13 protein-coding genes and 5 pseudogenes are annotated in these 12,300 nt (G+C 66.4%); 15 read left to right on the top strand and 3 right to left on the bottom strand.

Going from position 1 to position 12,300, the window contains the following annotated elements:
• Window positions 1-67: 67 nt before the first annotated feature.
• From HD597_RS02755 to HD597_RS02720, 9 genes and pseudogenes are all read left to right on the top strand, one after another.
• Entirely contained in the window at window positions 68-274 is a 207-nt protein-coding gene (locus HD597_RS02755; protein ID WP_253740096.1) for a hypothetical protein, read from the top strand.
• 17 nt (window positions 275-291) lie between these two features.
• Window positions 292-579: a hypothetical protein gene (locus HD597_RS02750; protein ID WP_253740095.1), complete on the top strand. Its 288-nt coding sequence runs from the start codon at window positions 292-294 to the stop codon at window positions 577-579.
• Window positions 576-1,496, top strand: coding sequence for a TIGR03619 family F420-dependent LLM class oxidoreductase (locus HD597_RS02745; RefSeq protein WP_253740094.1), 921 nt, complete (start codon window positions 576-578; stop codon window positions 1,494-1,496). The genes HD597_RS02750 and HD597_RS02745 overlap by 4 nt, the downstream gene beginning before the upstream one ends.
• Window positions 1,497-1,740: 244 nt before the next feature.
• Window positions 1,741-2,181, top strand: a complete 441-nt coding sequence (locus HD597_RS02740) for an aKG-HExxH-type peptide beta-hydroxylase (RefSeq protein ID WP_253740093.1) — start codon at window positions 1,741-1,743, stop codon at window positions 2,179-2,181.
• Complete coding sequence (locus HD597_RS02735) at window positions 2,178-3,392, top strand: MFS transporter (RefSeq protein ID WP_253740092.1); 1,215 nt, start codon at window positions 2,178-2,180, stop codon at window positions 3,390-3,392. The genes HD597_RS02740 and HD597_RS02735 overlap by 4 nt, the downstream gene beginning before the upstream one ends.
• Before the next feature lie 513 nt (window positions 3,393-3,905).
• Window positions 3,906-4,088: pseudogene (locus HD597_RS66560) on the top strand (transposase); the annotation flags it as partial.
• Between the two features lie 191 nt (window positions 4,089-4,279).
• Window positions 4,280-4,798: a transposase family protein gene (locus tag HD597_RS02730; RefSeq protein WP_253740091.1), complete on the top strand. Its 519-nt coding sequence runs from the start codon at window positions 4,280-4,282 to the stop codon at window positions 4,796-4,798.
• Window positions 4,719-4,916, top strand: a pseudogene (locus HD597_RS02725) (IS256 family transposase); the annotation flags it as partial. The gene HD597_RS02730 and the pseudogene HD597_RS02725, both read left to right, overlap by 80 nt.
• A gap of 626 nt (window positions 4,917-5,542) precedes the next feature.
• Window positions 5,543-5,869, top strand: coding sequence for a hypothetical protein (locus tag HD597_RS02720; RefSeq protein WP_253740090.1), 327 nt, complete (start codon window positions 5,543-5,545; stop codon window positions 5,867-5,869).
• A 31-nt stretch (window positions 5,870-5,900) separates the two neighbouring features.
• Here HD597_RS02720 and HD597_RS02715 read toward each other — a convergent pair whose 3' ends face one another.
• Complete coding sequence (locus HD597_RS02715) at window positions 5,901-7,142, bottom strand: IS256 family transposase (RefSeq protein ID WP_253740345.1); 1,242 nt, start codon at window positions 7,140-7,142, stop codon at window positions 5,901-5,903.
• A 280-nt stretch (window positions 7,143-7,422) separates the two neighbouring features.
• Here HD597_RS02715 and HD597_RS65690 point away from each other — a divergent pair.
• The 4 genes and pseudogenes from HD597_RS65690 to HD597_RS02700 form a co-directional block, all read left to right on the top strand.
• Window positions 7,423-7,968: pseudogene (locus HD597_RS65690) on the top strand (reverse transcriptase/maturase family protein); the annotation flags it as partial.
• Window positions 7,969-8,052: 84 nt separating this feature from the next.
• The gene (locus HD597_RS65685) at window positions 8,053-8,400 is read left to right on the top strand and encodes a group II intron maturase-specific domain-containing protein (RefSeq protein ID WP_308210564.1); all 348 of its coding nucleotides are present in this window, start codon (window positions 8,053-8,055) and stop codon (window positions 8,398-8,400) included.
• A 145-nt stretch (window positions 8,401-8,545) separates the two neighbouring features.
• Window positions 8,546-8,797: pseudogene (locus HD597_RS02705) on the top strand (transposase); the annotation flags it as partial.
• A 189-nt stretch (window positions 8,798-8,986) separates the two neighbouring features.
• Window positions 8,987-9,456, top strand: a pseudogene (locus HD597_RS02700) (transposase); the annotation flags it as partial.
• 127 nt (window positions 9,457-9,583) lie between these two features.
• Here HD597_RS02700 and HD597_RS02695 read toward each other — a convergent pair.
• A complete protein-coding gene (locus HD597_RS02695) occupies window positions 9,584-9,811 on the bottom strand; it encodes a hypothetical protein (RefSeq protein WP_253740088.1) in 228 nt (75 codons plus the stop codon).
• A 175-nt stretch (window positions 9,812-9,986) separates the two neighbouring features.
• Between HD597_RS02695 and HD597_RS02690 the strand changes: the two genes are divergently transcribed.
• Window positions 9,987-11,225 carry a sensor histidine kinase gene (locus HD597_RS02690; RefSeq protein WP_253740087.1) on the top strand — a complete coding sequence of 413 codons (1,239 nt, stop codon included), beginning with the start codon at window positions 9,987-9,989 and terminating at the stop codon, window positions 11,223-11,225.
• Entirely contained in the window at window positions 11,222-11,893 is a 672-nt protein-coding gene (locus HD597_RS02685; RefSeq protein WP_253740086.1) for a response regulator, read from the top strand. Before HD597_RS02690 ends, HD597_RS02685 begins: the two co-directional genes overlap by 4 nt.
• On the opposite strand, the gene HD597_RS02680 is transcribed toward HD597_RS02685, so the two are convergent.
• Window positions 11,877-12,266 (bottom strand): hypothetical protein, encoded by a 390-nt coding sequence (locus HD597_RS02680; protein ID WP_253740085.1) that lies wholly within the window; start codon window positions 12,264-12,266, stop codon window positions 11,877-11,879. The two genes, HD597_RS02685 and HD597_RS02680, sit on opposite strands and share 17 nt — an antisense overlap.
• Between the last annotated feature and the right edge of the window lie 34 nt (window positions 12,267-12,300).

The raw sequence follows: 12,300 nt of genomic DNA, 5'->3' as shown, positions 1-12,300 counted from the left end.
TGTCCCGAGGTGGTCGATGAGCAGTGGTTCGCCACCGGCAGGGAGCGGGCCGAGCACGCTGATCTGCTTGATGCTCGAACTGGTCACCACGGTCGAGGACGAGGATCTCGGCCCGATGCGTATGCAGAACGTGATGTGGCGGATGAGCCGGACTCCGGGTGGTGTCCGCGGCACCGGTCGGCCGCTCGGTCGTGATACCGATGCGGTCCTGGCCGAACTGGGGCTTGATCCGGGGACGATTGCCGAGCTTCGGGAGCGGGGCCTGGTGAAGTGATAGGGAAGGGAACTGCGATGACAGGTCGTGCCACCGCGCAACTGATCGGCCGGGTCGGTGTCTGGCTTGGCGCGCTCGATTGGGTGCCGGCCGCCGATGCCCGGCGAGCCGCTACGGAAATCGCGTCCGGAGGTGGCGTTCAACTGGTGGACCGGCTCGTCGCCTGGGGTGATGCCGAGGCGATCGGCTCCCGCGTTGCCGAACATCTCGATGCTGGCGTCGGCCGACCGATCAGGGATGGGCGAGTGCTGTGCCAGGATCGGCTGTGCGAGCCGGCGCCCGCGTTGCTGGAGGTGACGCGATGAAGTTCGGTCTGAACCTGCCGAACTTCGGAGCGGACGCCGATCCACAGTCCCTACTTTCCTGGGCGCTGCGAGCGGAGCAGTACGGCTTTCACACGCTGATGGTGTCCGATCATGTTGCCCTGACTCCACAGGTGCAGGCGGGCTTCCCAGCGCCTTTCTACGAACCGTTGACGACCTTGTCCTGGCTCGCCGGAAGCACCAGCAGGATCCAGTTGGGCACCACAGTGCTCATCGTGCCCTACCGGCATCCCCTGCTCACCGCTCGGGTGACCGCGAACCTCGATCAGCTCAGCGGCGGCCGGCTGATTCTCGGTGTCGGTGCGGGCTGGGCGGAGAGCGAGTTCGAGGCGTTGGGCGTCCCCTTCGGCGGTCGCGGCGAGCGCACCGACGAGTACCTCCGGATCATCCTCGACTTCTGGACAGGGGAAACCGTGAGTCGAGCGACCGGTGACCTCCGATTCCACCAGGTCGCCACGCAGCCGAAGCCGGTCCAGCGCCCGCATCCACCGATCTGGGTCGGCGGGCACAGTACCCGCGCGATCGCCAGGGCGGTACGACTCGGCAACGCGTACCACCCGACCTCGGTCACCATGCCGTGGCTGCTGCACGTCGGCATCCCGCAGCTGCGTCGCATCGCGGAGCGTGAGGGCAAGGCCGTCCCGTCGCTGTGCCCACGGATCAAGCTAGCCATCACCGACCATGCTCTCGACGAGGAGAGCCGACGGATCGGAGAGGGCAACGTGCTCCAAATCGGCTCTGACCTCTCGGCCCTGGCCAAGGTCGGGGCCGAGTACGTCATCTTCGACACCACGGAGAAGGGCCAGGACCGACGGCCAGGCCAGAGCGACGCCGACTGGGCGACGATCGACCGCCTGGTCACGAAGATCGTCGACCTGGATGCCCAGGGCCTACGCTGACCGTCGCAATGAGGGGCTGGGCCCGGCCGCAGCAGCCGGTTGCGCGGCACGCGCTGGCATCAAGACCGGATCCTCGGCGTCGAAGGCTAGCACCTCGCGGCGGAACTCGGCCCGCACCATGGCCAGCATGATCTATGTCCGGGGTCCCGGTAGCAAGGAAGAAATTTCCAACAAAGTTGGTTCTGACCTGCGCAAACGGCCGCGTGTGACTGGTTGGTGATCAGTGCCGCTACGTTCGTTCCGGTTGTTCGGTACGGCACGTGGAGTGGTGCGTTGCCAGAGAAGATGCTCTCCGAGGGGCAGTTTCGCTCTCAGGGCGGTCGAGCTTTCGGAGCCTATTGCCAAACTCGCGGAGGAAATCGTTCATGAATCCTCCCACGTCCGACTGAACAGCATTCTCGCCAGCACGCCTTGCCTCCTCGACGACGGCGGCAAGCTCTATGAGACCCCGCTGCGGGAAGATCCCCGCCCCGCCGTCGGCCTCCTTCATCAACTGTTCGTCCTTGCACGCCTGTGTGAATGGCATGCCCGACTAGGCAAGCACGCCATTCCTGAGCGGGTGATGCGAGCGCGCGAAGACCTGATCGCCGCACACGCCACCGTCGTTGCAGAACTTCCATTGACCGAGGCCGGTCGCGCACTCGTATCAACCATCGAACCCCATCGAGTACCAGAATCGTCGTGACTTCCACCCGATCCACGACGGCCGTCAAAGGGCCGCTACCCTCTCACTTCAAGAGATGGGTCTGTGGCACCACGCTAGCCACAACCGGTAACGTCGCTTTCTCCATCGCTCTGCCATGGGCGGCGACCGTACACGGCGGCGGTGTCGCGGGGATCGTGCTGGCATGCGGAGTCATCCCTCAGATGATCCTCCTGCCGATCGGAGGCGCCGTCGCGGATCGGGTGGGTCCCCACCGCGTCATGCTCAGCACCTTGACGGTGGCTGTGGTGGCTTCACTTAGTCTGGCCGCCATCATCGTGCTCGCGGGCACCACCGTTTGGGTACTGGCCAGCTACAGCATGATCGTCGGAACGAGCAACGGTTTCTATCTGCCTGCTTCGACCTCGATGGTGCGCAGGCTGGTCCGTCAGGATGAGCTACCGCGTGCGCATGCTACTCAGAAGGCGGGGCAACAGATGGCGGCCTTCGCCGGGGCCCCCTTGGGCGGTGTGATAGCTGGCGTCAGCGGCCTCACAGGAGCTGCACTGATCAACGCTGTAGCCTACACCGTGGTCATCGTGACGCTGCTGGCCGTCCGGCCAGGCGTCACCCCACCGCCATCGGAGCAGCGAGTAAACCTCTTCCTAGAGGCCCGCGACGGGATCCTGCTCGCGGCGCGAGATCCTCTGCTGAGGCCTTCGCTCCTGGTCATGGCCGGGGCGGCAGCGTTCTTCGCTCCCGCGGCACCTCTCCTCCTACCGCTGCTTGCGCGGATGCACCATTGGGAAGTGACTGCGGTCGGATGGCTTGTCGCTTCCCAGAGCGGAACCTTCTTCCTCGTGGCGATTCTGATCGCACGGTACGGAGTACTGCACCGTCTCGGCCCCACTTCGGCAGCCGGAATCGTCACCATGGGCCTAGGAATAGGAATCATCGCCCTGACACCTAACCTTGCCATCGGAATCGTCGGATCGTCGGTGGCCGGACTAGGCTACGGCCTCGCGGCCACCCATCTCACCCCACTGGCGATCAACGCGTCCCCTCAATCACATCTGTCCCGCACGACAGCCACAATGACTCTCACTCAGAACCTGAGCGTTATAGCGACCTTTGCAGGGACCGGTGGGCTTGCCGAGGTGACGGGACCCGCCACCATCGCCCTCATCGATGGGCTACTCCTCATCACCATCGGCGTTGCGGCGCTGACGTCCCGCAGCTTTCGGGAAACCTAGACCCGCGTTCCGCGTAATTCGGGACCTCTGGAGCGACGGCATGCCTGCTGGCCTGTGGCTTCACCTTCTCGGCGGCCACAGGCCGTTTCTCTAGGCTCTGGCATTTCCGCAGGTGGAGAGGCCATACGGCGCTCTCTTCGGAATCTGACCCATGTCCTGGCCCGGACCGCCGCAGCATCGACGATAGGGCGTCGATGCCACACGCCACTCGGAGGTCGGCAACTTGCCCCTGCTTGCAGGGATTTGCCACCGCTGTTCTTCGGCCCATTGTCGGCCCCTCGGCCCGATCGACCGCGTTGCTGACCTGGACTGTTGTGGACTCCTAGAGAAACGAACGATTCGGGCAGTCGATGGAAAACCTGCAGCTCATCCTATGTTTCGTGCCTCCAGGCAAGGTGAATTATGCGGAACGCAGGCTAGACGGAGCTTCCACCCGTTCTTCGGACGCTGGGCCCGAGGTCTCCTTGATCATAGGAGGGTGTCCCCAAGCCCTCGCCACACCCTCCCGAATTCCGGCGGCGCGCGGTCGAACTCGCGCACCAAGGTGACAAACCGCTCCTCCAGCTTGCCGAGGACCTGGGCGTCAGCCGCTCGCATCTGCAGAACTGGCTGCGACAAGCTGACGCCGACGAAAATGCCGGCACCGGCGACCCAGGGCCGTTACGTTCTCGACTGGTGAGACTGCTGCACCCCTGAGCCGGGTGGGCAAGTAGGGCGCCCAGGTGCGGAGATGACAAACGCGACCGCTCATGATCGTCGGTGTCTAGCCAGTCGATCAAGAACAGGGGCCGCGTTCGCGTGACATCATCCCCGATCGACGTGCTCCCCGCCACCTGGAGCACGTCACCCTCACCGACCCCGCCTACGACCTGCCCACCCTGGCCGAGGTGCTGGATGCCGTACCCGGCCCACGCCACCGCCGAGGACGTCGCTACCAGCTCGGCCCCCTGCTCGCGTTGTCCCTGCTCGCCGTCCTCGGCGGAGCGGCATCCATGGCGAAGATCACCCGGATCATCACCGGATACGACCCCGGCCTGCGCACCCAGCTCGGACTTCCGGCCACCACCCGGCTGGCCGCCAGCACCCTCGGGCGGCTGCCGGCCCGCCTGGACGGCGACGTCTTCGACGCCGCAACCTGCGCCTACCTCGCCGCGATCACTACCGGCCACTCGCCGGAAACGACCACCCAGACGATCACTGCCGCCAAATCACCCCTGCTCGGCCTGGCCGTGGACGGCAAGACTCTGCGCGGCAGCCGTACCGGCGACAGTGTCACTCACCTGCTGGCCGCCGTCCGGCACGACACCCAGGCCGTGCTCGCCCAAAGTAGTGCCGCTGCTCTACCTGCACGGCCTGTCCACCGGCGACTTCGTCCCGGCGCTGGGCCAGTTCCTCGGCACCAGTAACGGGCTGTCGGCGCCGGTCATCACCAAACTCACCGAGCAGTGGACGGCCGAACAGCGCGCCTTCGCCGCCCGCGACCTGTCCGGCGTCGACTACGTCTACCTGTGGGCCGATGGCATCGTGCGCCACGAGGCGCTGCATGACCGAGTGGAGGTGGAAGACCTCCACCACTCAGGCTGTCGTGGCAGCCGGGTGAAGCTGAGGGCAGCCTGACCCGGGAGACGCCGGGAAGGGCGGGAAGCAGCCCTGACAACGCCGAGACGCGCTGGCACTGCCAGACAGCGCGGGTTCGGCCAGCGAGACGGAAAGGCGTACGTGAGAAACCAGTGCTTAAAGCCCCTCAATCGGCCCTCCAGCTCGAACCTGGCGGATCTGGGCTGGGTTGCGGTGCGCACCGTTCGGCGCAATGCCGGGCGGGAACTCCGAGCCGGGATGGATGCCTTCCGGCAGGAGGCCACGGTGAAGGCCCACGGCGTAGTCGTGGCGATACCGCTGGGGCAGAGCTGGGCGCCGACCCCCGTCGATCGGTGATGCGGTGAACGTGGGAACCATCCGGTGTCGCCCCAGTCCCGTGCGGCCAGCACGGGAACGGGCAGGCGCGTCGTCCGCTGAGGGCGCCGGATGGGGCGGAGGTCTCGTAGTAGTCGCGGGCGTTACGACCCGTCACGGAGACCGGGAAGCCGGTCACAGGGCGAAGGGGACCAGCAAGTCAGCAGCCGAAGTGCTGGAAGACCAGGAGGCCGCCGGTGAATACCGACGAACTGGCACACGCTCTGCTCAAGGCTGAGCGCCGGGTACTGGAGATCCAGACCAAGCTGCATCGGTGGGCCAGTGATGATCCTCATCGCAGGTTCGATGATCTGTTCAATCTCGTCGCCGATCCCGGCTTCTTGCTGGTGGCATGGGATCGGGTGCGGGGCAACAAGGGAGCTCGCACGGCTGGCGTAGATGGGCAGAATGCCTACTACGTGGAGGCCGAAGTAGGAGTCGAGGTGTTTCTCGACCGGCTGCGGACCGAGATCAAGGACCGCAGTTTCCGCCCGTTAGGTCACGTCCACGGACGTGGTGTATGAATCGATCTTCGCGTGATCCTGTTTCTGCAGGTTAAGCGGTAAGTGTCTGCGGAAGCGGGTTCTGGGCTGGTGTGTCGCTGGGGACGACTCGGATGCGGGCCTTGGCGAGGATGTCCAGGCCCATGTAGCGGCGGGCTTCGACCCATTCGTCGGTCTGCTCAGCCAGCACCGCGCCGACCAGCCGGATGACCGAGGATCGATCGGGGAAGATACCGACCACGTCGGTGCGGCGGCGGATCTCTTTGTTCAGCCGTTCCTGCGGATTATTGGACCAGATCTGGGGCCAGATCTCGCGCGGGAAGGCGGCGAAGGCGATCAGGTCCTCGCGTGCGGCGTCGAGATGCTCGGCGGCGGCCGGGTGCTTGGCCTCCAGCGTTTGCACGACCCAGGCGTGCTGGGCGCGCACCGAGGCAGCGTCGGGCTGGTCGAACAGGGTGCGGACCAGGGTGGCCACGAACGGCTGCGCCGACTTGTTCACGCAGGTCAGCAAGTTTCGCAGGTAGTGACTGCGGCACCGCTGCCACGACGCACCCGCCAGCGTGGCACCGATCGCCGCCACCAGCCCGGCGTGACAATCGGAAATGACCAGCTGAACACCGGCCAGGCCGCGCGCGACGAGGCCGCGCAGGAACGCCAGCCAGCCCGCGCCGTCCTCGGCGCTGGTGACGTCCAGGCCGAGGATCTCGCGCCGGCCGTCGGCGTTCACCCCGGTGGCGACTAGGACGTGCACGTTGACGATGCGGCCGCCCTCGCGCACCTTCTGGGTCAGGGCGTCCAGCCAGACGAAGGTGTACGGGCCGGCATCGAGTGCCCGGGTGCGGAACGCCTCGACCTGCTCATCCAGCGTCTTGGCCATCTGAGAGACCTGGCTCTTGGAGATGTGCTTGATACCGAGCTGCTCGATCAGCTTGTCCACGCGCCGGGTGGAGACACCGAGCAGGTAGCTGGTGGCCACGACGCTGATCAGCGCCTGCTCGGCCCGCCGCCGGCGTTCCAGCAGCCACTCCGGGAAGTACGAGCCCGAGCGCAGCTTCGGGATGGCCAGCTCGATCGAGCCCGCGCGGGTGTCCCACTCGCGGGTGCGGTAGCCGTTGCGCCGGTTGGTCCGCTCGTCGCTGCGCTGGCCGTAGCCAGCCCCGCACAGGTTGTCGGCCTCGGCCGACATCAACGTCTCGGCCATGGTCTTCACCATGGATCGCAACAAGTCGGGGTCACCGGTCTGGATCTGCTGCGCCAGCCATTGCTCGGGCGTCACACTGTTGTCCGCGGCCATCACGTGGTCTCCTTCGATCTTGGTTTGCGCCTTCGAAGGATCACGCGATGGCCGTCGCCATTTCACGGCGCCACGCCTGTGAGCAGTTCAAACTCGTACACCACTCTCGTGGACGCAACCGCCCGTTACCGACAAGGGAACGGATGATCCCGAAACCGGGCACGACCAAGCGTCGCCGCCTGGGGATCTCCACTGTTCGGGACCGGGTGGTTCAGGCGTCCTTGAAGCTGGTGTTGGAGCCGATTTTCGAGGCGGATTTCTCCCGTGTTCCTACGGGTTTCGCCCGAACCGCCGGACCCATGATGCGGTGACCGAGATCCGCCATTTCACCTCCCGCTCCTATGAGTGGGTCGTGGAAGGCGACATCAAGGCCTGTTTCGACGAGATCTCGCACTCCGCCCTCATGGGCCGGGTGCGGGCGCGTGTGGGAGACAAACGCGTTCTGGCTCTGGTGAAGGCATTTCTCAAGGCCGGGATCCTCGACGAGGATCGCGTACTGCGAAGGACCGACGCCGGAACCCCGCAGGGTTCGATCCTGTCCCCGTTACTCAGCAACGTGGCCTTGTCCGTCCTGGACGAGTACATCGCCCAGGCTTCGGGCGGGCCGGGCGCGAGCCGCAACGACCGGCTCACCCGTCGTCGCCATGGGCTGCCGAACTACCGGCTGACCAGATATGCCGACGATTGGTGCCTGGTCGTGTCGGGCACCAGGGCCGACGCGGAGGCTCTGCGGGACGAGATCGCCGGGGTGCTGTCCGCGATGGGGTTGCGCCTGTCGGAGGACAAGACCCTGATTACCCACATCGACGAGGGTCTCGACTTCCTCGGCTGGCACATCCAGCGCCGCCGTAAACGAGGCACCAACCGGCGCTACGTCTACACCTACCCCTCACGCAAGGCTCTCGCAGCTGTGATCGGCAAGGTGAAGACCCGGTGCCGACAGAACATCAACCTGCCGCTCGAAGCCCTGCTACGCCAGCTCAACCCGGTGCTGCGGGGCTGGACCAACCACTTTCAACCTGGGGTGTCCAGCATCTCCTTCGGCTACCTGCGCGCCTTCACCTGGCGACAGGTCATCGCCTGGATACGCCGCAAACACCCCGGAATTACCTGGAGGGAACTCCGCCGACGCTACTGCGGAAACGGATGGTGGCCCGCCGACGGTGACGTGATCATGTTTAACCCCGGCAAGGTGCGGACCACCCGCTACCGCTACCGGGGAGCCAAGATCCCATCCCCGTGGCCGAACGTCGCATGAGGAACAAACAGCACAGACCCAGCGCGACTTGTGGAGAGCCGGATGCGTCGACGAGGCGCACGTCCGGTTCGGGAAGCGGACCGGGGAAACCCGCCCATGGAAACACCGGCACGGCGCCCCGGTCCGACTTCACCACGTCAACATCCGGCTCCAGGAGCACAAACTCTGCCTGCTGGTGCTGATCGGAGTGCGCGCCGACGGCCGCAAGGAACTCGTCGCGCTCACCGACGGCTACCGCGAATCGACCGAATCCTGGGCCGATCTGCTGCGCGATTGCGCCCGGCGCGGCATGCGCGCCCCGGTGCTTGCCATCGGGGACGGCGCGCTCGGCTTCTGGTCCGCGCTGGCCGAGGTGTTTCCGCAGACCAAAGCGCAGAGGTGCTGGTTTCACAGGATCCGTCAAGAAGCAGCTTGTCGGCGTGTCACCTGTCAGGCGATGGCCCGAGGACGTCCCCTCCGGCCCCTATGTGCTGAGCAATGCCACGCAAGTGCAGCAAGAGCCCCTGCCGCCCTTTCTGGGCCTCGTCATAGTCCCTCGACCAGGCGAACTACGGAAATCGACAGCCTATTTCTTGACGGCTTCACAAAATCGCCAACGTGCTCGGAGCACTCCCCAAGTCGGCCCACCCCGGCGCGAAGAAGGCTCTCGCGGAGATCTGGAACGCCGAGAGCAAGGACCACGCGCTGGCCGCGGTCACCGCCTTCCAGGCCGCCTACGGCGCCAAGTTTCCCAAGGCCGCCGCCAAGGTCACCGACGACGTCGAGGAACTGCTGGTCTTCTACGACTACCCGGCCGAGCACTGGCGGCACCTGCGCACCACCAACCCGATCGAATCCACCTTCGCCACCGTCCGGCACCGCACCAAGGTCACCAAGGGGCCCAGATCCCGCGCCGCCGGCCTGGCCATGGCCTTCAAACTGATCGAGTCCGCTCAGTCCCGCTGGCGCGCGGTCAACGGCGCCCACCTGGTCGCCCTGGTCCGCGCCGGAGCCACCTTCATCAACGGCAAACTCGTCAAGCGCCCGACAGAATCACCCGTCCCGACAGCCGCCTAGGACTCATGATCCACAGGTCTTGACTATTGCTCTCCGCCGCCTGCTGATCCACATTGGCCTCGCTCCGACTGGCCCGGCGACCCGCATGGTCGCAGTTAACAAGACACTCCGGGCTACCGGACGGTCATCAGAGCGACCGCCGCCCGCGTGCAAAGATGCTGCGGTAGACCGCCGTGACGAGAAGGAAGATGACCCCCGCGACTATCGCGGTCGCAATCACATTGATGAACACCGGCGCGTCCTCGAGCAAGCTTTGTTTGATGTAGTTGCCGCCGATGATCAGCACTGCGTAGACGTACCACGGCGCCCACTTGCGGCCGCCGTCCTTCTCGCTTTTCTCGATGTTCCCGGTCATGCCTAGCTCCTGATTCGACGGCGTCTGCGACCGTGGGCGGATCCCCTCGGCGAGCCGGCATGCTCACGGGTGTTTCCGCCACGATCCCCTTGGTGACCAGTAGAGAAGTATGGTCGCGCCGGCTCGTGGCTCCCATCGGAGAGTCGGACGAGTACGTCTCATCACTTCGTATGATGTGCCCCATGACCGGCTGTGCTGGGATGTACCTGTGCTACCTCGCGCCACGCGCACGACCATGCGGCTGAGGGATCTGCCGGAGTGGCAGCAGGATGTGGCCATCACCGCTAGCTCGGTCGGGATCGGCCTTCTCCTGCATGCGCTTGGCTGGTCTCCGCTGTTCGAGACCGGCCTCACACCGCCGGGATGGCTGCATCCCGTCCTGTTCGGGGCCATCTGTGCCGTGGAGTTGTTCCGGCGGCGAGCGCCCATGACGGCCCTGTCCGTCGGGTTCGTGCTGCTGGCCGCCGACAGCGTGTTCGGCGCGAGCATGGCGGTGCTGATCGTGTTCGCCGATCTGCTCTACGCGGCGACCCTGTACGGCCCGCGGCGGCTCAGCCGGGACATGGTCCCGATCACGGCGGCCATCACGATCGCGTCGGTCGTGGTCATGATGATGTTCACGCCGGATCTCCGGACGGCTCTCGTGACCGGGCTGGCGGTGTTGCCCTTCCTCGTCATCCCCTTGTGGTGGGCGACGAACATCCGGCAGCACAAGGAGATCGCTGGCGCCGAGCGCCGGAGCGCCATGCAGCTGGCGAGGATCAGCGAGCTGGGCCAGCGGGCCGCGATCGCCGCGGAGCGCGCGAGGATGGCGCGAGACCTGCACGATGTGATCGCCGGGCACCTGTCCGCGATTGCCATTCAGTCCGAAGCCGTGCTGTCGACCGGCAACGCCTCCCCGGAGCCGACGCGGTCGGTGCTGACCTCCGTACGGGAGAACAGTGTCCGCGCGCTGGAGGAGATGCGCACGATGATCGGGCTGCTGCGCGCCGACGGGAGCGGCACAGACGAGACCCTCGCCCCGGCAGGGCTCTCCGAACTGTCCAGCCTGGTGGAATCGGCGCGAGCGAGCGGGATGGACATCGAGGTACGTTCGGACATCGACGAATCGGTGACCCTGCCCGCCGCGGTCAACCTCACCGCGTACCGGATCGCCCAGGAGGCGCTGACCAACGCGATGAAACACGCACCGCAGGCGCGGGCACGGGTGGAGGTTCGGCTTGTTGGTGGTTCGCTCACCGTCGAGGTGGTGAACGAGCTGCCCGCCCCGTCCGCGAGCGGTGACGGCACCGGGACCGGATTGCTCAACATGCGGGAGCGCGCGGCGGCTCTCGGGGGTTCTCTCGCCGCCGGTCCGTCGGACGCGGGCTGGCTGGTGCGCGCGGTTCTGCCCATCATGCAGGCCAGACCATGACGGTCAGGGTTCTGGTAGCGGACGACCACGCGGCGATACGTGCCGGGCTGGTGCTGCTCCTGGGCGGCGCGGCCGACATCGAGGTGGTGGGCGAGGTTGCCGACGGTGCGTCCGCCATCCGCCAGGCCCGGGTGCTGCGGCCGGACGTGGTGCTGATGGACCTGCGGATGCCCGGGATGGACGGCATCACCGCCACTCGCGAGCTGGTCGCCGAGCGGCTGTGCCAGGTGCTCGTACTCACCACGTTCGACCTCGACGAGTACGTCTACGCGGCGCTCCGTGCGGGTGCCGCGGGCTTCCTGCTCAAGACGGTGGAGGCGGGCAACCTGGTGGATGCCGTGCACCGGGTCGCCGCGGGCGAGGGTGTGCTCGACCCGCAGGTCACCCGTAAGCTGATCAAGGAGTTCGCCTCGCTGAAGCCGCCCGCCGCCAAGCCCGTGCTGAACCTCGACGAGCTCACCGAGCGGGAGCGTGAGGTTTTAGTCTGCCTCAGCAGGGGCCTGTCCAACGCGCAGATCGCGGCCACGCTCTTCATCAGCGAGACCACCGTGAAGACTCATGTGTCGAAGGTGCTGTCCAAGCTCAAGTTGCGCTCCCGGGTCCAGGCGGCCATCCTGGCGCAGGAGAGCGGGCTGGCCGAGGGATGGCGCGCTACCTGCGGGCCATGATGGCCGCCGACGCCGCATACGCCAGGCCGTACGTTGCCGGGAGCCACCCTCCTCCACTGAGGGCCGCGGTGAGGCTGGCCGCCGACACCCCGGCGATCACTAGCACTCCCAGCCCCCGTTCCTTCGCCGCGAGCATCGCCACAGCGGCCGCGCCCAGGACGCCTGACGCGGTGAGAAGGTCCACGAGCAACCATGCGTCGAGCAGGCCGGCGGCGGTCACCGCTCGGAGCAGCGGAAGCGGCATGGACGGTGTCCAGACCCAGGACAGCCCCATGGTCAGATGGACAGCTGTGGGGGTCGCGAGCGTCAGCGACACCGCCGCCAGGCGCCATCTGAGCCTGCGAACGCCGGAGAGCGCCGGATCTCTGCTCATCGCCGCACCCTGGGCTGTTCGGTGGTCACATCGG

It is taken from the genome of Nonomuraea thailandensis, from assembly GCF_024172165.1.
GTDB lineage: Bacteria > Actinomycetota > Actinomycetes > Streptosporangiales > Streptosporangiaceae > Nonomuraea > Nonomuraea thailandensis.
The sequence above is the reverse complement of the archived record's forward strand: the minus strand, read 5'-3'. Positions and strand labels throughout refer to the sequence as shown.

Bases quoted from the DNA above. Each gene is read 5' to 3' on its own strand.
- HD597_RS02715 (WP_253740345.1), bottom strand. From the start codon at position 7,142: ATGGCCGCGGACAACAGTGTGACGCCCGAGCAATGGCTGGCGCAGCAG.
- HD597_RS02685 (WP_253740086.1), top strand. From the start codon at position 11,222: ATGACGGTCAGGGTTCTGGTAGCGGACGACCACGCGGCGATACGTGCC.
- HD597_RS02695 (WP_253740088.1), bottom strand. From the start codon at position 9,811: ATGACCGGGAACATCGAGAAAAGCGAGAAGGACGGCGGCCGCAAGTGG.
- HD597_RS02680 (WP_253740085.1), bottom strand. From the start codon at position 12,266: ATGAGCAGAGATCCGGCGCTCTCCGGCGTTCGCAGGCTCAGATGGCGC.
- HD597_RS02745 (WP_253740094.1), top strand. From the start codon at position 576: ATGAAGTTCGGTCTGAACCTGCCGAACTTCGGAGCGGACGCCGATCCA.
- HD597_RS02750 (WP_253740095.1), top strand. From the start codon at position 292: ATGACAGGTCGTGCCACCGCGCAACTGATCGGCCGGGTCGGTGTCTGG.